Annotated in this window: 14 protein-coding genes; 5 read left to right on the top strand and 9 right to left on the bottom strand. The window is 70.4% G+C overall.

Annotation, left to right across the window (positions count from 1 at the left end; all coding sequences use genetic code 11):
• Window positions 1-69 precede the first annotated feature (69 nt).
• Window positions 70-399, bottom strand: coding sequence for a trypco2 family protein (locus tag ACFYOU_RS24290; RefSeq protein WP_391308428.1), 330 nt, complete (start codon window positions 397-399; stop codon window positions 70-72).
• A 420-nt stretch (window positions 400-819) separates the two neighbouring features.
• On the opposite strand from ACFYOU_RS24290, the gene ACFYOU_RS24285 reads away from it, so the two are divergent.
• Together ACFYOU_RS24285 and ACFYOU_RS24280 are read left to right on the top strand one after the other, a co-directional pair.
• Window positions 820-1,350 carry an RICIN domain-containing protein gene (locus tag ACFYOU_RS24285; protein ID WP_391308426.1) on the top strand — a complete coding sequence of 177 codons (531 nt, stop codon included), beginning with the start codon at window positions 820-822 and terminating at the stop codon, window positions 1,348-1,350.
• Between the two features lie 539 nt (window positions 1,351-1,889).
• Window positions 1,890-4,637 (top strand): hypothetical protein, encoded by a 2,748-nt coding sequence (locus ACFYOU_RS24280; RefSeq protein ID WP_391308425.1) that lies wholly within the window; start codon window positions 1,890-1,892, stop codon window positions 4,635-4,637.
• Window positions 4,638-4,647: 10 nt separating this feature from the next.
• Here the strand turns inward: ACFYOU_RS24280 and ACFYOU_RS24275 are convergent, their stop codons facing one another.
• The 3 genes from ACFYOU_RS24275 to ACFYOU_RS24265 all read right to left on the bottom strand — a co-directional run bounded on the left by ACFYOU_RS24275 (window position 4,648) and on the right by ACFYOU_RS24265 (window position 7,132).
• Window positions 4,648-5,658, bottom strand: a complete 1,011-nt coding sequence (locus ACFYOU_RS24275; protein ID WP_391308423.1) for a GNAT family N-acetyltransferase — start codon at window positions 5,656-5,658, stop codon at window positions 4,648-4,650.
• Window positions 5,651-6,916 (bottom strand): YcaO-like family protein, encoded by a 1,266-nt coding sequence (locus tag ACFYOU_RS24270; protein ID WP_391308422.1) that lies wholly within the window; start codon window positions 6,914-6,916, stop codon window positions 5,651-5,653. Before ACFYOU_RS24270 ends, ACFYOU_RS24275 begins: the two co-directional genes overlap by 8 nt.
• An 84-nt stretch (window positions 6,917-7,000) precedes the next feature.
• The gene (locus ACFYOU_RS24265) at window positions 7,001-7,132 is read right to left on the bottom strand and encodes a hypothetical protein (protein ID WP_389774392.1); all 132 of its coding nucleotides are present in this window, start codon (window positions 7,130-7,132) and stop codon (window positions 7,001-7,003) included.
• A gap of 159 nt (window positions 7,133-7,291) precedes the next feature.
• Here ACFYOU_RS24265 and ACFYOU_RS24260 point away from each other — a divergent pair, with 159 nt between their 5' ends.
• From ACFYOU_RS24260 to ACFYOU_RS24250, 3 genes are all read left to right on the top strand, one after another.
• Window positions 7,292-8,260 (top strand): cupin domain-containing protein, encoded by a 969-nt coding sequence (locus tag ACFYOU_RS24260; RefSeq protein ID WP_391308419.1) that lies wholly within the window; start codon window positions 7,292-7,294, stop codon window positions 8,258-8,260.
• 143 nt (window positions 8,261-8,403) lie between these two features.
• A complete protein-coding gene (locus ACFYOU_RS24255; RefSeq protein WP_391308417.1) occupies window positions 8,404-9,642 on the top strand; it encodes an FAD-dependent monooxygenase in 1,239 nt (412 codons plus the stop codon).
• A 106-nt stretch (window positions 9,643-9,748) separates the two neighbouring features.
• A complete protein-coding gene (locus ACFYOU_RS24250) occupies window positions 9,749-10,429 on the top strand; it encodes a TetR/AcrR family transcriptional regulator C-terminal domain-containing protein (protein ID WP_391308415.1) in 681 nt (226 codons plus the stop codon).
• Between the two features lie 93 nt (window positions 10,430-10,522).
• On the opposite strand, the gene ACFYOU_RS24245 is transcribed toward ACFYOU_RS24250, so the two are convergent.
• From ACFYOU_RS24245 to ACFYOU_RS24225, 5 genes are all read right to left on the bottom strand, one after another.
• Window positions 10,523-13,144: an aminotransferase class III-fold pyridoxal phosphate-dependent enzyme gene (locus tag ACFYOU_RS24245; RefSeq protein WP_391308413.1), complete on the bottom strand. Its 2,622-nt coding sequence runs from the start codon at window positions 13,142-13,144 to the stop codon at window positions 10,523-10,525.
• Window positions 13,145-13,162: 18 nt separating this feature from the next.
• On the bottom strand, window positions 13,163-14,206 hold the full coding sequence (locus ACFYOU_RS24240; RefSeq protein ID WP_391308411.1) for a 3-oxoacyl-[acyl-carrier-protein] synthase III C-terminal domain-containing protein: 1,044 nt from the start codon (window positions 14,204-14,206) through the stop codon (window positions 13,163-13,165).
• 1 nt (window position 14,207) lies between these two features.
• Window positions 14,208-15,500: a cytochrome P450 gene (locus ACFYOU_RS24235; protein WP_391308409.1), complete on the bottom strand. Its 1,293-nt coding sequence runs from the start codon at window positions 15,498-15,500 to the stop codon at window positions 14,208-14,210.
• A 103-nt stretch (window positions 15,501-15,603) separates the two neighbouring features.
• Window positions 15,604-16,587 carry a beta-ketoacyl-ACP synthase 3 gene (locus ACFYOU_RS24230; RefSeq protein ID WP_391308402.1) on the bottom strand — a complete coding sequence of 328 codons (984 nt, stop codon included), beginning with the start codon at window positions 16,585-16,587 and terminating at the stop codon, window positions 15,604-15,606.
• Entirely contained in the window at window positions 16,584-16,850 is a 267-nt protein-coding gene (locus tag ACFYOU_RS24225; RefSeq protein ID WP_391308400.1) for a phosphopantetheine-binding protein, read from the bottom strand. Before ACFYOU_RS24225 ends, ACFYOU_RS24230 begins: the two co-directional genes overlap by 4 nt.
• Between the last annotated feature and the right edge of the window lie 214 nt (window positions 16,851-17,064).

The raw sequence follows: 17,064 nt of genomic DNA, 5'->3' as shown, positions 1-17,064 counted from the left end.
ACGGGCCGTGCTCCCCACACGGCCGGCACGCCCCGGTTCCGGCCCCGCCGGGACCTGAGTCGGCGCACGCTACTCGACGGTGCCGCTCACGTCGCCGGCACCGAAGGGCGAGTCCTGTCCGGCCGCAATCAGGACACCGTGCTGCGCCCCCTCAAGACAGGGCGTCAGCGTGAAGGAGACCCGGTGGGTACGGCCGCGGACCACACCGGCCTCCGTCTCTGCGCTGACGGCCCAGACCCGGAACCCACCCTTGGCCCGGGCGTCGGCACGCAACTCGACCTCGAACTCCATCTGCACCGGACCCACACCGAACTTCAGCCCCTCGTCGGCCCCCTGCTCGGCGGCCCTGCGAAGTTCCTCACGCACCGCGGCTACTGCTTCGGCCAAGCCGATCTCCATGAGCATCCCCCTCGCCGGTCTCTCCCTGATCCAGCACAGCGTAGGAGCGGAGCGGGCAGCTCACGCACGGTTTCCCCGAACCTGCGGCCACCGGACTTCCGGCTCGCCGCCACCATCGGACAAGACCTGACGGGTCATTCGTCCCGGGACCGAAGGACTGGCACAACGGACCGACCGTCAGCAGCATCCGGCTCACGCGGGTCCGTGGTCCCCGCCGTCCGGGCGCCGGCCGCCCCACGGCGACCGGTGCCGGCAGCGCCGTTCCCGCCGCGGGGCGGGCCGGGTGGCCGGATTGGCGTTCTGTGAAGGGTCACTCGGGCTCCCTACTGTGTGGCGGGACGTGTCCTTGAGTCCGGCCCTGGCGAGGGTCGATGACGGTCCCGTCCCGGTGGCGGGCCGTAGACGAAGCAGGGGGAGTGCATGGCAGAGTTCCGAGACATCAACGAGACGCACCAGGCGCCGGACGGCGAGCTCTACATCGCCCTGGCGTCCCATCCCACGCTGGTGTGGGACATACCGCGTTCGTCCACCGCACCCGGCACCGCCCCGATCATCCACACCCGCAACAACGGTGCGAACCAGCGGTGGCGCCTCGAAGTCGACCACGACAGCGGCGTCTACACGTTCTTCCGCATCATCAACGTCCACAGCGGCCTGGCCCTCGCCGTCCAGCCGGACCGCACGATCACCCAGCAACCCCGCGCGGAAGCCGGCCACAGCCAGCCGGCAGGGCGCCGGCAACTGTGGGCCATGGGCTACCCTGGCTTCACCGGCAGCACCTTCGACCCGGCGAAGCCCGCCCAGCCGCACCCCACCGGCTCCCAGGGCACCCGCTTGCGCATCCTCGAACACGGCCCCGTCGACGCGACCCCTGTCGCCTCCGGCACCCGGATCGCCCTCAGCCGGGGAGCAGCCTTCGAAACCGGCTGGACCTTCATCGCCGCGACGTGAGTCCCTCGCCCCGCTCTTCCTCATCCGGCCGGGCATCCTGCACCACGGCGTAGGCCACGGGCGCCGCTACGGGAACGCCGCCCGCCACGCACGGGCGCGGACTTCGGACCCCTGGAAGGCCCTCCTCGCGGTCTTCGACTCACCGACGCGGGCGCGCTCCTTCGTGATCCACACGGCTTGCAGTCCCGCCGGCGTGGCTGGCCTGCACAACGACGGAAGAAGCCCCGGCCGGACCGGCGGGATGCTGCGTACAACGCCGTTGGCCCGTTCTCATCGATCACTGTTTCGACGTCTGGGTCGAGTGCGAGACTCCGGCAGGGCGGGTTCCGGGACAGACCCGCAAGAAACGGGTCGTCTCGTCATACCGGACCGGGTGGACGGGTGGTCGACATCGTATGCACGTTCGGGGTGGTGCCGGTGCGGTACCGGTGATCGGTCAACTTCGTTTTGCGGTCTGTGAGCTGGGGGTTTACCACTGTCAGACTCGCCCCTGGGCCGCGGGCGACGAGGTTCCGCGGCGCTTGGGGAGGGGATGGCTCATGGCGTTCATGCGGTACAAGACGACGGGCTTCGTGTGGGCGGTGGCGTACCCGGGAGAAGAGTGGAAGGCGTTGTTCCGCCGGGGGGAGGAGGCCGCTCTGGTCAACGGGCAGTCGCTGGTCTCCTCGGGGCCGCTGACCACGGTGGTGACCCACTTCCAGGGGGTGCCGGAGGCGTACCGGAAGTCGAGCGAGGCGGTGGTGATGACACCGCTGGATCGCGGGTCGTGGGCGACGCTGTTCGTCCGGGGCAACAGCATCCTGTTCTACAACTGGGACCGGGGGCAGCTCAGCGAGGGCCGGTGGGACGCCTTCTACAACTGGGGCACCGCGCTGCCCGAGTTCTTCCGTTCCCAGGTCGACGCCCTGCTCCAGGCACCGAACGCGGCGGACGGGAACTGGCAGACGTACTTCTTCAAGGGCCCGCGGGTGCTGACCCTGCACTGGACCGGCGGGGTGGTGCGCAACGCGCTGATCACCGAGGGGCCGGACGCGTCGGGCTGCGCCGGCTGGGCCCGGCTGCCGGAGGGCTTCCGCGCCGATCTCGACCAGGTGATCGCCTACAAGCCGGCCACCGACGGGACCCGGCAGAGCCTGCTGGTCAAGGACGGCCAGGGGCTCTTACTGAACTGGCGGACCGGACCGGTCGGCTCCGCCGCGAAGCTGCACGAACTCGGGATACCGGGCCTGGCCGCGCTGCCCGAGCCGTACCGGACCCCCTACCGGACGGTGACGGGCACCTGGAAGAACGACTCCGGCACCGGCCAGCGCGCGGAGCTGCGCGTGGACCTGGAGGGCAGCCGGGCCCTGGGCATGGTCAGCGGCGACCTGTTCAACCCGGACGGCTCCTACTACAGCTCGTTCCGCAGCACCGACGCCCTGACCGTCGAACAGCACGGCGACCGGTACACCCTGACCCAGACCGGCCTTGTCTGGGCCGGCAGCGTCGCCCAGACCACCCTCGCCCTCACCGTCCCCCGCGTCCCCGCCACGGCCACGCCCACCGCCGCCGCCCTCTCCCTCACCAAGCCGGACGGCACCGGCCCGCTCCAGTTCGCCTGCGCGCAGGCCAGCACGGCGCTGCGGACGCTGGAGCTGGAGACCGACGTGATCGAGGGGGTGGAGGTCTTCCAGAGCTACGACACCACCCGGGCGCCGGTGCCGCCCGGCTACCGCAACCGGGCGCTGAGCGTCACCTCCGCCTACGCCGAGGCAGGGGTAGAGATCCGGGCCGCCGGCACCGCCAACACCATCGCCGACAGCTCCGGCACGGACCTGCGGTGGTCGGCGTCCGAGCTGTACGCGGCGATGAGGGCGAACTACAGCCTCCGCGGCACCGGCCCCCAGTGGAAACTCTGGGCGTTCATCGCCTCCTACAGCTCCACAGACGCCTTCGGGATCATGTTCGACACACAGTTTCGGGGCCGTAACGGCCTGGTCATCCTCTACAAGGCCCTGCGCGACCACCAGGCGCTGGGCACCGGCTACGAACTCCTCACCTACGTCCACGAGATCGGCCACGCCTTCAACCTGTCCCACTCCTGGCGCAAGGACATCAACGACCCCCCGTCCCCCCTGGGCCCCAACCAGGGCTACGGCGAACTGTCCTGGATGAACTACCCCTGGGGATACGACGACGGAGCCGGCCGGCAAGGCGAAGAACACTTCTGGCAGGACTTCCCCTTCCACTTCTCCACTGACGAACTGCGCCACCTGCGGCACGGCCACTACCGGCACGTCGTGCCGGGAGGTTCCGCCTTCCAGACCAACGGCGCGCTCCTGCCCGACGAGGCCCTCGCCACGGCCCAGACACCTCTGCGGGACGACGGCTCCGGGCTGGTGCTGACCCTCGGCGGAAAGCAGGTGTTCGGCTACGGCGAGCCGGTCACCACCGAGCTGAAGCTCGCCCTCACCGGCGCACGCGACGAGGTGACCGCCGCCCGGCACATCGGTCCGGGCGGTGAGCGGACCGTCGTCCTGGTCACCGACCCCCGAGGCCGCACCACCCCGTTCCGCCCCATGGTCCGCGCCTGCCACGGCCACGGCGCCGCCGAGCAGACCCTCACCCTCACCGCCGCCCAGCCCGCGGTGTACGAGACGGTCTACCTCGGCTACGGCGCCGACGGCCTCACCTTCGCCGACCCCGGCCTCTACCGGGTCACCGCCGTCCACACCGCCCTCGACGGCACCCGCCTCGTCTCCCCGACCCGCACCCTCCGGGTCCGTCTCCCCCTCGACCGCACCGACCAGGAAGCCGGCGAACTCCTCCTCGGCGACGAACAGGGCGCCCTCCTCACCCTCCTCGGCTCCGACACCCCCACCCTCACCGCCGGCAACGACGCCCTCCGGGAACTCATCGAACGCCACGGCGACCACCCGCTCGCCGCCCACGCCCGCCTCGCCCACGGCGCCAACGCCGGACGCCACTTCCAGAGCATCACCGACGGCCGCCTCACCGTCCGCCAGCCCGACATCGCCACCGCCGTCGCCGAACTCACCGACGCCGTCGACACCTCCCGCACCAACGAGTCGACCGGCCTGGACAACCTCACCCTCAACGCCGCCATGCGCCGCCTCGCGGGCGTCCACGCCAAAGCCGGCGACCTCGACCGAGCCGAAGCCGTCCTGACCGACCTCACCGCCCACTTCCACCACCAAGGCGTCCCCGCCCACGTCCAGCAGCACATCCAGCAACAGGCCGACGAAACGCGTGCCGCCATCGCCGAACCGACCGACGGCCGGCCTTGACGACGGTGCGCTAGGGCGAGGGCGCCCGCTTCCTCCGTGTGGGCGGTGTCGTCGTGGACGGTGCGTGCACATGGGTCGTCCAGGTGCGGAACCTCCGCAGTCCCATGCGCTCGTAGAAGCCGCCGGCCGCCATGGGGTTCGTCGAGTCGACGTCCAGGACGGCCCACCGGTAGCCCTGCTCCCGCGCCCGGGCGAGGGTGTGGGTGAAGACGGCGCGGTACAGACCCCTGCCGTGCAGCGCGGGCTGCGTACCGGCGTTGGCGAGGTAGAGCTCGCGGTCGGTGGGGGAGTCCGTCAGCTCGGTGCAGAGCAAGTAGCAGAGGATCTCCCGCTCGTGCTGCGAGAGGAGGAGGAACGAGGACGCGGGCCTGAAGTACGGGCCCCCGGTGATCGTATGGCGCCACGTCCGCGCCGTCATCGGGGCGCTGCCCCAGTGGTCGGCGAAGATCAGGTTGCGGGCCGCGAGGAGCCGTGCGTCGAACGCATCGTCGAACGACACGATCTCGGTGCCGATCGGCACCGCCGGTGCGCAGACGGGCCGTTGGGCGCCCAGGTCCAGCCGCATGCCCCAGTGACTGCGCTCGCGCCGGTACCCCGCGGTGTCCAACGCCTCGGCGAGCCACGCTTGGCCGTGGTGGGTACAGACGTGGAGTTCCAGCAGGGTGCCGTCGTGCAGCTCGCGGTGGCGCCGGACACCGGTGTCACCGCACCAGCGCAGGATCTGACGGACCGTCGACGGAGTGCGGTGCGCGGGGTGCACCGCGATGTCCAGGGCCAGTCGGTGGACGGGACCGGCGTGTTCTTGGGTGCGCGTGGTCGCGTAGGCGACCGGCGCACCGCCGCGCCAGAGGGACGTGGTGCCGCCGTTCAGGTCGAGGCCCGGGGCGATCAGGTCCTCGTGGACGCCTTCCGCGCCCCGAACAGCCGCCCCGGTCCCGTCGGCCGCCTCGCACAGGGCGATCAGCGCCGCCACCGGGGGTGCGTCGGTGAGGGCGAGCGGGCGCCATCGTCCTTCAGCCACGTCCGCGGGCCGCCATCCCGCGGGCACCGGGGACGACGACCTGCCCGTCGGCGACGAGCATGAACCGTTCCAGTCCCGGCACGAACACGTTGACGACGGCGAGGTCCGCCGTGACGTAGTGGTCACGTCGGTAGACGGCGAAGCCGTGGTTCCGTAGGACGGTCAGCAGCCGGTCGAGGTGGCCCCGGGGCGTGTCCGGAGCGACCGTGTCCTCGTACGCCCTGGGTTCGGCCGACGCCAGGGCGGTCGTGAAGTCCGACAGGTAGCAGGCGTGCAGCCCCGGGTACGGCCCGGTGTCGTCGCGCTGCTCGGGCAACAGGTGGGCGTACTGCTCGCGCAGGTGCATCGTGCTGTGGAGCTGGACGAGTTCGGTCACGGCCCGGGTGACGGCGTACCGCCGCGACAGCGAGGCTCCCCACCCGCAGATCCGGGCCGGCTGCCCGTGCGGGGCGGGCAGGTAGGCCGTGTACGCCGGGACACCGAGGTCGCTGGTCATGTCGATCAGGTGGACCCGACGACCCGTGCGCCCCTCGGCGAAGGCGAGGAGCGCGGCCACCTCGTCCGGCAGCGTCGCCGGGTCCACGACGGCCAGCCGCTCGGGACGTTCGCGGAGGAACTGGCCGATCAGCAGCAGGGAGAGCGCGTCCCGCTCCAGCAACTCGTTGATCGCGTGCACGGCGGCCTCCACCGGGTCCGCGCCGGCGGCCCAGCCGTTGTTGACCGAGTAGCGGCCGACCGCACGGTAGTCGTAGCCGTCCCCGGCCACCCGGCGGGCCCGCGCTCCGGCCGCCCCCAGGTACTCGGGCATGGAGAGGAAGAGGGGGACGAGAGCGTCCGGTTCACCGACGAGCGACCGGTACGGCAGACATCCCAGCGACTGGTCCGGAGCCCGTCCCAGCAGCTCGACGGCGATGTCGCGGGACAACGGGCCCTCGGCGAGGACGTGGCCGCGCTCCAGCCGGATCTCCGCCGGGTTCAGTCCGTCCACACCGCAGAGGTAGTGCTCCAGCGCCTCGAACAGGGCTCCCGTCCGGGCCTCGTCCCGGCTCCCCTTGCCCAGCCCGAGCCCGGTGCGGACGTCCTCGCCGTCGCGGCGCAGGATGCACCGCCAGGTGCCGGGGCTGCCGTCGAGGACGGGTTCCAGATCGGCCTCCACCGAGAGGGCGGCGACGGCGGACCGCGCGCGGTCGAACGCCTCGCCCAGGGGCAGGCTCCGCTCACCCGATTGGGGAGCCACGGTGTACGCAGGGGTGGTCACGGTTCATCCCGTCTGCTGAGTGGCTGCGGGCCGCGGCGGGTACGGCCCGCCGCGGCCCGCGAACCTGCTGGTTGGTGGACCGCGTCAGCTCTCGTCCGCCGACTCGGTCACCTGGCTCTGGCCCTGGTCCGCGAGTTCGGCGAGGGTCTGCTCCTCCGCCGGGGCCAGCACTACCTCGTCCGGGTGGAACTTGACACGGTCCTGGAATCCGCCCATGCGTACGACCTCCTGAGACTGAGGAACCGGCCGCTTGGCCAGCGGCCGCGATCCGGGGCGCCGACCCTGCTCGGGGCGACCTCCTGTCACTCATCGTGGTGTTCGAGTGGCGTCAGGTGAATGCTTGTCCGTTCGTGCTACTTGCGCGAAAGTCCGCACATGGCCGCATCGCTGTCCGCGCCCCCATCCAGGTCCGCAACCGTGCGCGACCCCCTCGCCGAGACCCTCGAACTCACCGGCGCGCACTGCGCCCTGTCCCGTGGCCTCACCGCCGCGGGGGACTGGGCCCTGGCCTTCCCGGCGCCGGGCCGCCTCAAGGTCCAAGTCGTGCTCCAGGGCGTCGTCTGGCTGCTGATGGAGGGCGTCGACCAGCCCGTCCGTCTGGAGGCGGGCGACGTCACCGTCTTCACCGGAGACCGTCGCTACACCCTGGCGAGCGACCCGGCGGTGCCGCCGGCCGACGTGCTCCCCCTGCTCCGGGCGACCACCGAGACCTTCCTGCACGTCGGGGGCGAAGGCCGGGAGGCCGTCGTCATCGGCGGCCACATCGACCTCAACACCACCGGCAAGGACCTGCTCCTGAGCGCGCTCCCGCCGTTGATACACGCCCGCGCCACCACGGCCGAGGCCCCCACCGCCTGCTGGCTGATGAACCAGACGTTGCGCGAGACCCGGTCGGACGCCCCGGGAGCCGCCTTCGCGGCAGAGCACCTCGCCCACCTGCTCCTCGTGCAGGTCCTGCGCATCTTCCTGACCCGTGCCAACGCCGACGTCCCCCCGACGGGTTGGCTGCGCGCCCTCGCCGACGACCGCGTCGCCCCCGCCCTGCGCCTCATGCACGGGAACCCGGCCCGCCCCTGGACCCTGGCCGAACTCGCCCGTGCCGCGGCCATGTCCCGCACCAGCTTCACCCTGCGCTTCAAGGAGGTCGTGGGCGTTCCGCCCCTGACCTATCTGCGGGCCTGGCGGATGCGCCTGGCGCGGCACGCCCTGTGGCGTGAGGACACCCCCGTGTCGGCCATCGCCTCTTCCTTGGGCTACAGCTCGGAGAGCGCCTTCAGCAACGCCTTCAAGCGCACCACGGGCATGGCCCCGCGCCGCTACCGGGAAACCGTACGGGCGGGCTGAACCGGCCACCGGCCACCGCCCGCGGTGCAGCCGTCGCGGGATCGAACGGTCGTCTCCATTGACGTGATAACGCTGTTAACAATAGAGTGGCGATAACGGTGTTACCGGATGATGATCGTTTCGACCGTGAAGTGAGGGAACTGATGCAGCGGCTCAAGGTTCTGATCTCCGGCGCAAGCATCGCCGGCCCCGCACTGGCGTTATGGCTGGCCGAGTACGGTGCCGAGGTCACCGTGGTGGAGCGGTGGCCCGAACTGCGCACGGGCGGCCAACTGGTCGACCTGCGCGGGGTCTCGCGCGAAGTGATCCGGCGGATGGGCATCGACGCCGACGTCCGGGCCGCGAGCGAGGACAACTTCGGCCTTTCCTTCGTCGACCGTCGCGGGCGTGCGCGGGGGACGCTCAGGTCCGACCGGTTCGGTGGCGACGGGCCGGTCGCCGAGATCGAGATCCTGCGCGGCAGCCTGTCGCGCGTGCTCCACGAACGGTCGGAGGACCGCGTCGACTACCGGTTCGGCGACCGGATCACCTCGGTGCGCGACGAAGGGGCCAAGGTCCGGGTCGAGTTCGCGTCGGCGTCCGTCGAATCGTTCGACCTCGTGGTCGGAGCCGACGGTCTGCACTCGGAACTGCGGGAGATGCTGTTCGGCCCCGAGGTCCGGCACGTGCGGCACCTCGGGACGTACGTGTCCTTCTGGACCGCCCGCAACCACCTGGACCTGAAGGACTGGACCGTCGTCTACAGCGAGCCGGGCAGGTCGATCGGCATGCGGTCCATCCTCGGGAGCACCAAGACGATGGCCTTCCTCACCTTCCGTGCGGGACCCCCCGCGTACGACTGGCGCGACGTGGACGCGCAGAAGCGGATGGTCCGGGCCCGGGGGTACGGCATGGGGTGGGAGGCCGCGGCCCTGCTGTCGCAGATCGACACGGCCCCCGACTTCTACTTCGACACCTGTAGCCAGGTGAAACTCCCCGCGTGGTCGACCGGACGCGTCGGGCTCCTGGGGGACGCGGCCTCCTGCGCTTCGCCCCTGTCCGGCCACGGCACGAGCATCGCGATGGTCGGCGCGTACGTCCTCGCCGGTGAACTGGCCCGCACGCCGGACGACGTCACGGGGGCCTTCGGTCGGTACGAAGCCGTACTGCGTCCCTGGGTCGAGCGGATCCAGCGGGCGGCCCCCGGTCAGGGCAGGGTGATGACGCCCGAGACGTCGCACGGCATCGCCCTGCGCAACGGAGTGACGCGCCTGGTCAGTCACCTCCCCGGCAAGGCGCTCCTCCTGCGGAACCAGGTCCGGCTGTCCCATGCGGTTTCCCTCGACGACTACTCCCGGCATCGGGTGGGGACCGACCGTTCCCGGGGCGTCCGCTCGGAGTGAGGCGCTCGGCGCTCCGTCGCGGCGACCCGACCGGCCCGATCGTCGGGACGGCCGGACCGGGGACGGCCACGTGCGCGCCACCCCCGAAGTCCATAACATCGTTAACATGTCGACTGCTCGCCAAGGGCCCCCGCCCGGCCCCACCAGCGCTCCACCACCCGCCGACCGTGCCCGTGCCCTGGTCGCCGCGGCGCGGCACATCGTCGACAGCGACGGCCTCGAAGCACTCACCATGAGGCGCCTGGCGGACGCCCTGAGGCTCCAACTCCCCGCCATCTACCGTGTTTTCAGCAACAAACAGGCGCTCCTCGACGAGATGGCGGAAGCGATCCTGGGCGAAGCCCTGCCGGACCGTCACGGAGACTGCTGGACGGCCGAGGTCGCCCTCCTCGCCGGACAGCTGAGGCGAGCCCTTCTGGCGCAGCGCGACGGTGCCAAGATCGTCGGCGGCAGCTACACGTCGAAGCGGAACACACTGGCCTACGCGGAACGCTTCGTCGGCGTCATGCGGCGGGCCGGACTCGACGGCACCGCGGCTCTCTGGGCGACCTCCACGGTCTTCTGCTACGTCCTGGGCGAAGCCCTGGAACAGCAGGGTTCGAGCGCAGGCGCCCTCGACGGGCTCGACTTCGCCACGGGGCGCACGACGTACCCCCAACTCTTCGCCACGCCCGTCGAGGAGATCGTCAACTTCGACGACCGCTTCGCGTTCGGGCTCGACCTCATCGTCGACGGGCTCCGCGGGCGGGTTCCCACCGCAGTGGGGCCGGAACCGTCGTGCAATTAGGCTCAGTTGGTGGGGAGCGCGGCAGGCCAGTGCGCCGGTGCACAGTACCGTCGAACGTCCGCCCCGCCCGCCCCGTCCGCCCCGTCCGCCCCGTCAGGTGACGAAGAGGTGGTCGGCGAGCATCTCGTCGAGGCTCTTCGCGAAGGCGTGCGCGATCTCGTCGAGGTCGTCGAGGGTGTGGGCGGCGCTGATCAGGAAGCTGTGGAGCTCGGGTAGGTACACGCCGTGCTTGCGCATGTAGTACGCCAGGGCAATGGTGGCCTTGAAGTTGCTTCCCGTCATCCGGTCCCGGTACAGCTCCGGTCCGTTGTGGCTGAAGGTGACGGAGAAGATGGAGTTGCGGGCCTTGACCCGGCAGGCGATGCCGCGGTCGTGGGCGGCCCGGCTCAGCAGGGCGGCGAGTCGCCGGGTGTGGTCGTCGAGTTGTCGGTACAGCTCGGGGTGCGCCTTGAGGTGGCGGAGGACGGCGACGCCGGCGGCGCAGGTGAGTGAGTTCCCGCTGAGCGTGCCGCCGGCGAAGATCCGGTTCTCGTAGTCGGAGAAGGGGTCCTGGGAGCTCTTGGCCATGCCGATCAGCCCGGCGCGCCCCACGACCGCGCCGCAGGGCAGTCCGCCGCCGATGACCTTGCCCAGGCAGGTGAGGTCCGGTTCGATGCCGGTCATCACCTGGACGCCTCCGTAGGCGACCCGGAAGCCGCTGACGACCTCGTCGAAGACCAGCGGGACGCCGAGTTCGGTGCACGCGCGGCGCAGCGCTGCGAGGAACGGGGTGTTGAGGGCGACCACCGACGTGGGCATGGGTTCGACGATGACGCAGGCCAGGTCGTCGGCGTGCTCGCGGAGCCGGTCGAGGCCGGCGACGTCGCCGTACTGGAGCACGAGGGTGTCGTGCACCGTTGCGGGGTCGGAGCCCAACGAGCCCGCGATGGGCTCGGGGGCGTCCCGGTCGCCGGCGAACCGGAACCACGAGCTGACCATCCCCTGGTCGGAGAAGCCGTGGTAGTGGCCCTCGAACTTCGCCACCTTGTGGCGCCGGCGCTGCCCGCGGCACATCCGGACGGCGAACAGGACGGCTTCGGTTCCCGAGTTGCACAGCAGGGCCCGCTCGGCCGCCGGGAACGCGTCGACGAGGAGTTCCGCCAGTTCGACCTCGCGCGGGTGACCCATGCCGTTGACCAGTCCCCCTTCGATCCCCTCGACGAGGGCTGCCCTGACGGCCGGGTGGCCGTAGCCGAGGAGGTGGGGACCGTACCCGCCGCACAGATCGAGGTACTCGTTGCCGTCGAAGTCGCTCACCCGTCCGCCCGACGCCCGGTGGACGAAGACCGGGAAGACGCTGGGGAAGAAGTACCGGTCGATGTGCGTGGGAGCCACCAGCACCCCGGCCGCGCGTTCGCGCAACTGGAGCGAGGTGGGCATCTGCTGGGAGAAGACGTCCTGGAAGCGGGCCTCCACCTCCGCGCTCATGTAGGGCGAGTAACGGTCGGTGAACTTGCGCGCGTTGGCCCAGATGTCGATCTCGGGGTCGACCTGCGAGGCGAATCCCTCTCCCGACAGGAACACCAGCTCCACCTTGGTGAAGTTGGCCGTGTAACGGGAGGAGTACTTCCGCAGCACCTCGTTCACGTCGTTGAAGTAGGAGACGGTGGACCACCGGTTGGAGCTGATGTCGAAGTGGAAGGTGAGCGTGCGCGTCATGTCCGTGTCGTACTCGGCCCGCCGGGCGATCAGTTCGGGGCCGGCGTGGACGAAGAAGCGGGTGAAGCGCTCGGTCGCCACCTGCCACTCCTTGCGGATGCAGGCGTAGTAGAAGGAGGACAGGCCCCACTTCTCGTCCTCGCTCAGTTCCGCGGTGACGCCGAAGTCGAGGAGGACGATCTCCCCGGCGGGGGTGAACATCACGTTCCCCGGATGGGGATCGCCGTGGCTGAGCCCGTGCAGGTACAGCATGGTGTTGACGGTGTCCTGCATGCGCTGGGCGAGTTGCCGACGGGAGATGCCGACCCGGTCAGCGTCCTTCCCCGGGATGCCGTCGACGAACTCCATGACCAACATCCGCGGGGTGACCAACTCGTGCTGCACGGCGGGCACGCGCACGTAGGCGTGGCCGGAGAAGTTGTCGCCGATGCGCTGCTGCTGGCGGGCCTCCTGCTCCATGTCGGCCTGGGGCCGCAGCAGCCGGGCCACCTCGTCGAAGCGCCGGGACACGTCCAGCTGTCGAGCCCGTGACGAGCAGCGGTCGACCAGCCGCAGCAGCGTGGACATGGCACGCAGGGACTTCTCGATCTCTCCCGGAACACCGTCCTTGACCAGTTTCACCGCGACCTTCCGCCCGTCGGGCAGTTCGGCGACATGGACCTGCGCCACCGACGCGCTGGCCACGGGCTCCAGGTCGAAGGTCGGGAAGACGGATTCCAACGGGCCGCCCAGCTCCCGTTCGACCGCGCGCCGTGTGTCCGACCGGGACATGTGGGGGGTCCGGTCCTGGAGGGTGCGCAACGTGTTCACCCAGTCCGGGCCGAGCAGATCCGATCGGGTGGCCGCGACCTGGCCGAGCTTGATGTAGATCGGGCCCATGTGGAGCAGGAATCCCAGGACGGCCTCGGCCCGGCGCCGATCACGGGTCGTGACGTCGCGCTCCACCAGGGCGGTGCGCGCGTACCCGGTCGCCTCCCGCACGATGCCGAAGACGGCTTTGACGAGGTGCCGCAGCATGTTCCTCCCTGCCGGAGATCAGAGGACGAAGGTGAAGGCGCCGAAGGACATCCCGGCGCTGCCGACCCAGCCGACCGCGCGCTGTCCGGGCCGGAGCCTGCCGGCTTGGACGGCGGAGTCGATGGCCGCGGGGACCGAAGCGGAGACCACGTTGCCCATCCGGTCGTAGACGTGATGGATCACCGAGCCGAGCCCCAGTCGGTCCGCGCCGGCCTGCCACTCGCGTTTGCTGGACGCGTGGGTGAAGAGCGCCGCGACCTCGTGGACCGGGGGATCGAGTCGTCTGAAGACCTTGTCCGCCTCGGGCTTGCCGGCCGCGTGCATGTCGAAACCGAAGGAGGTGAAGGTGCCGACCCCGTTGCGGGCGATCTTGTCGGACGGCTCGCAGTAGCCTTCGTAGCCCTCAAGGGTGACGTTGCACAGCGGGGCGAGATCCGGCCGGGAGATGAAGCGGAACCGCCAGGGTTCGGCCTCCTCCGAGGTGAGCACGGTGGCGGTGGCGGCCTCGCCGAGCGTGTAGACGGGCAGCGTCGATTGCAGGTGCTCGACGTTCTCCAACCGGAACGTCCGCGGATAGACCGGGCCCCCGGCGCGGAGGTTGAACTCCGCGTTGACGATCATCGCCGTGCGGTACTCCCCGGTCCGGAAGAGCGCGTCGGCGAGCTGCACCGCTCGCGTCCAGCTCATGCACGCGTCGAGGATGTCGAAGCACTGGGCGTTGTCCAGACCGATCGCCGCGGCCGAGTGGTAGGCGCCCGCCGGTTCGAGGAACCCCCGGGCCACCCCGGTGTAGATCAGCACGTCGACCTCCCCCGCGGCGACGTCCGCCTTCGCCAGCGCGGAGTTCGCCGCGGTGCGCAGCAGATCGATGGGACGTTCCCCGGCGTCGAGCCAGTACCGCGTGACCGAGCCCGAGTACCGCAGGAACGCGGTGATCCTGCGGAGCGTGTGATCGAGGTCCCCCGCGAAGCTCTCCGCGCTGTGTTGCTGGATCAGCCGGGTGACGTCCGCGTTGGTGACCTCGCGAGAGGGAAGTTCCGTTGCGACGGAACGCAGTTTCATGTCAGTCCTTTCCCTCCCGGGCAGGGCACCCGGGAAGCCGCTCCGTGGTGATCCGGGCAGCACCGGCGGGCGCCATGGTCACGCTGTTGAGAACAGCAGCCTCCGGGTCCGACCGGTCGGTGCTGACGGCGCGGGTGGAGAACAGCGCCCGCAGCACCTCGACGGACTGGATCAGGGACAGGTGCGCCCCGATGCAGCGCCGTGCGCCACCACCGAAGGGGATGAAGGCGTGCGGCGGAACGTCGTCGTCGACGAAGCGCTCGGGGCGGAAGACCTCCGCGTCCGGGTAGTGCGCCGCATCCATGTGGACGATCCCGATCAGCGGCATCAGGGTGGCTCCCCCGGGCAGTCGGAACCCCGCCAGCGTGACGTCCTCGGTGAGCGTCCAGATCGACTCGAAGATCGCCGGACGTCGCCGCATGGACTCCTTCACCACCGCTTCCAGGTAGGCGAAGTCGCCCGCCCGTGCCGCCCGCGCGGTCTCGCGCGCGACCCGAGGATCGCGGGCCAGCTCGTGCAGGGCCCACGCCAGGGTCGTGGCCGTGGGTTCGTGGCCCGCCAGGAGCAGGGTGATGATCTGGTCGCGGATCTCGCCGTCGCTGAGCCGCTCGCCCTCCTCGCCCGCGGTGATCAGACGCGAGAGCATGTCCTCGCGTGCGTGGAGATCGGGCGCTTCCCTGCGCTCGGCGATCGTCTCGTGGATGAGGGAGTCGACCCGTGCCAGTTGCGCCGCGGCGCGCTTCCACGGCATCACGCGGCGCGCGGCCGTGCTGTTCAGCCCGAACAGCACGGCGAGTTGCCCTACCGGGAGCAGGCCCACGAGAGCACGCGTCTGCGCGAGCCGTGCGTCCTGTTCGGGGCCGAAGATGATTCGCCAGATGATGTCCAGGTTCAGCGTGCGCATTCTGTCGAGGCTGGTGAAGGGCACCCCGACGGGCCAGCGCTCCAGTTCGCTCTCCGCCATCTCCCGGATCGCGCTCCGGTACCCACGAACGGCGGACTTCCCGAACAGCGGGGTCATCAGTCTCCGCAGCCGCCGGTGCTGATCGCCGTCGGAGGTGAGGAGCGACCGTTCACCGAACACCGGTGCCAACACTCTGTTTCCCTCACCGACGTGGAAGAGGGATGGTGGTGCGGCGAACATGGCACCGACGTGTTCGTTGTTCATCACCAGGATCACGGTGCGCCAGGGAAAGACCTTCAGTGCGACGACATCGCCGTAGCGTTCACGCAGCTTCTTGGCCCATTGGTGTCGCCACCAGGTGAAGACGAGGGTCTGTACGGGCCGGGGCATGCGCGGACCGGGTGGAAGCGGTCCGTGCCGTTCTCCGTGTTCGATCCGGCTCAGCATGAGGAACCTCTTCCTTCCCTCGGTTCGGGTGCGTCCGTCGGCGCGTTCAGGGAATCCGAACGGCTTGCCCGGCGTAGGCCAAGCCCGCGCCGTATCCGACCAGCACCGCCCACTGACCGCTGTGGATCCGGCCCGAAGCCAGCAGGTGGTCCAGGGCGAGCGGCACCGACGCGGCACTGGTGTTTCCGGTGGCACGACCGTCGTCGGCCACCACGACCTTCTCCGGCACGTCGAGCTTGGCGACGACCCGTTGGATCATCCGCCAATTGGCCTGGTGGGGGATGAACGCAGCCACGTCGTCCCAGGCGATGCCGCTGATCGCCAGGATCTCCCGTACCGCGGTGGGAACGGTGGAACAGGCCCAGCGCGTCACCGCCAGGCCGTCCATGTGCAGCCGCGGATGCACCCGCGCGGCGATGTCCAGCTCACGAGGGTGCGGACGCACTTCCAGCGCCGCCGCCCGCTGCCCGGACGAACCCCACACCACCGGGCCCACCCCGGAAGTCCCCTCCGTGACCCGGAGGACCACCGCGCCGGCTCCGTCGGCGAACAGCGGAGCGGTGACGGGATCGTCCTGGTCGACCATGTCCAGCATGCGGTCCGCACCGATCACCAGGACGGTGTCGCAGCCGCCCGCGCCGATCAGCGAACGGGCCACGTGCAGGGCGGTGCAGAACCCCGCGCAGGCGATGCTCACGTCGAACGCGGCCACCTGCAACCCCAGGGCCGAGGCCACCTGCGGGGCGATGGCCGGGCACAACTGGAGATTGGACGACGTCGCCACCAGCACCACGTCCACCGAGTCGAACGGCAACTCCGCCGTGGCCAGCGCCGCTCGCCCGGCACGGGTGGCCATGAGGGTCAGCGACTCGTCCGGCCCGGCCACGCACCGGGACTCCACGCCCGTCCGTGACAGAACCCACTCGCGTGTCACCCCCAGGCGCTGGGCCACCTGCTGGGAGTCCACCGCCGCCGGTCGGTAGGAACCCGTGGAGACGATGCTGCACGGGCGCACGGCTTCGACGATCATGCGGAGCCCTGGCCGCGGGCTGCGGCCACGAATTCCATCACCGAACGCGGGGTGGTGAGGTTGCCGGCCTCGTCGTCGCCGATCTCGACCTGGTAGGTGTCGCTGATCACCGTCATCAACTCGGCCCGTGCCAGCGAGTCCACGTCCAAATCGTCGAAGGACCGGTCGAGTGCCTCGCCGGGAAGCCTGATCTCCTTCTCGGGGGACGCGTTGTCGCCGTGGACGACACGCGTCAGGATCTGCTCGAATTCCTCAAGCGTCACGACATCTCCATTCATGGCAAAAGGCTCTGAGACGTAGGCGTCCGCGCATGACGAGAAGGGCGGACGAAGCGCGCTACGCCGAGAGTCGACGCTCACGGTGAGCGGGTAGCCCTGGAAGTATTCATGTACTCGCCATATATGAAAAGGGAGTGCGAGAGGTACCAGGGTGGTGCGGGGGTGCGTGGGTGGCGTGCGAGGCAAGCGAGGATTGACG

Origin of the sequence: Streptomyces sp. NPDC005955 (assembly GCF_042871255.1) — a bacterium.
Classification (GTDB): domain Bacteria; phylum Actinomycetota; class Actinomycetes; order Streptomycetales; family Streptomycetaceae; genus Streptomyces.
Note: the sequence above shows the minus strand (reverse complement) of the source record. Positions and strands in the feature narration are given on the sequence as shown.

Bases quoted from the DNA above. Each gene is read 5' to 3' on its own strand.
- ACFYOU_RS24265 (WP_389774392.1), bottom strand. From the start codon at position 7,132: ATGGGCGGATTCCAGGACCGTGTCAAGTTCCACCCGGACGAGGTAGTG.
- ACFYOU_RS24245 (WP_391308413.1), bottom strand. From the start codon at position 13,144: ATGCTGCGGCACCTCGTCAAAGCCGTCTTCGGCATCGTGCGGGAGGCG.
- ACFYOU_RS24285 (WP_391308426.1), top strand. From the start codon at position 820: ATGGCAGAGTTCCGAGACATCAACGAGACGCACCAGGCGCCGGACGGC.
- ACFYOU_RS24290 (WP_391308428.1), bottom strand. From the start codon at position 399: ATGGAGATCGGCTTGGCCGAAGCAGTAGCCGCGGTGCGTGAGGAACTT.
- ACFYOU_RS24280 (WP_391308425.1), top strand. From the start codon at position 1,890: ATGGCGTTCATGCGGTACAAGACGACGGGCTTCGTGTGGGCGGTGGCG.
- ACFYOU_RS24250 (WP_391308415.1), top strand. From the start codon at position 9,749: ATGTCGACTGCTCGCCAAGGGCCCCCGCCCGGCCCCACCAGCGCTCCA.
- ACFYOU_RS24260 (WP_391308419.1), top strand. From the start codon at position 7,292: ATGGCCGCATCGCTGTCCGCGCCCCCATCCAGGTCCGCAACCGTGCGC.
- ACFYOU_RS24240 (WP_391308411.1), bottom strand. From the start codon at position 14,206: ATGAAACTGCGTTCCGTCGCAACGGAACTTCCCTCTCGCGAGGTCACC.
- ACFYOU_RS24255 (WP_391308417.1), top strand. From the start codon at position 8,404: ATGCAGCGGCTCAAGGTTCTGATCTCCGGCGCAAGCATCGCCGGCCCC.
- ACFYOU_RS24230 (WP_391308402.1), bottom strand. From the start codon at position 16,587: ATGATCGTCGAAGCCGTGCGCCCGTGCAGCATCGTCTCCACGGGTTCC.
- ACFYOU_RS24235 (WP_391308409.1), bottom strand. From the start codon at position 15,500: ATGCCCCGGCCCGTACAGACCCTCGTCTTCACCTGGTGGCGACACCAA.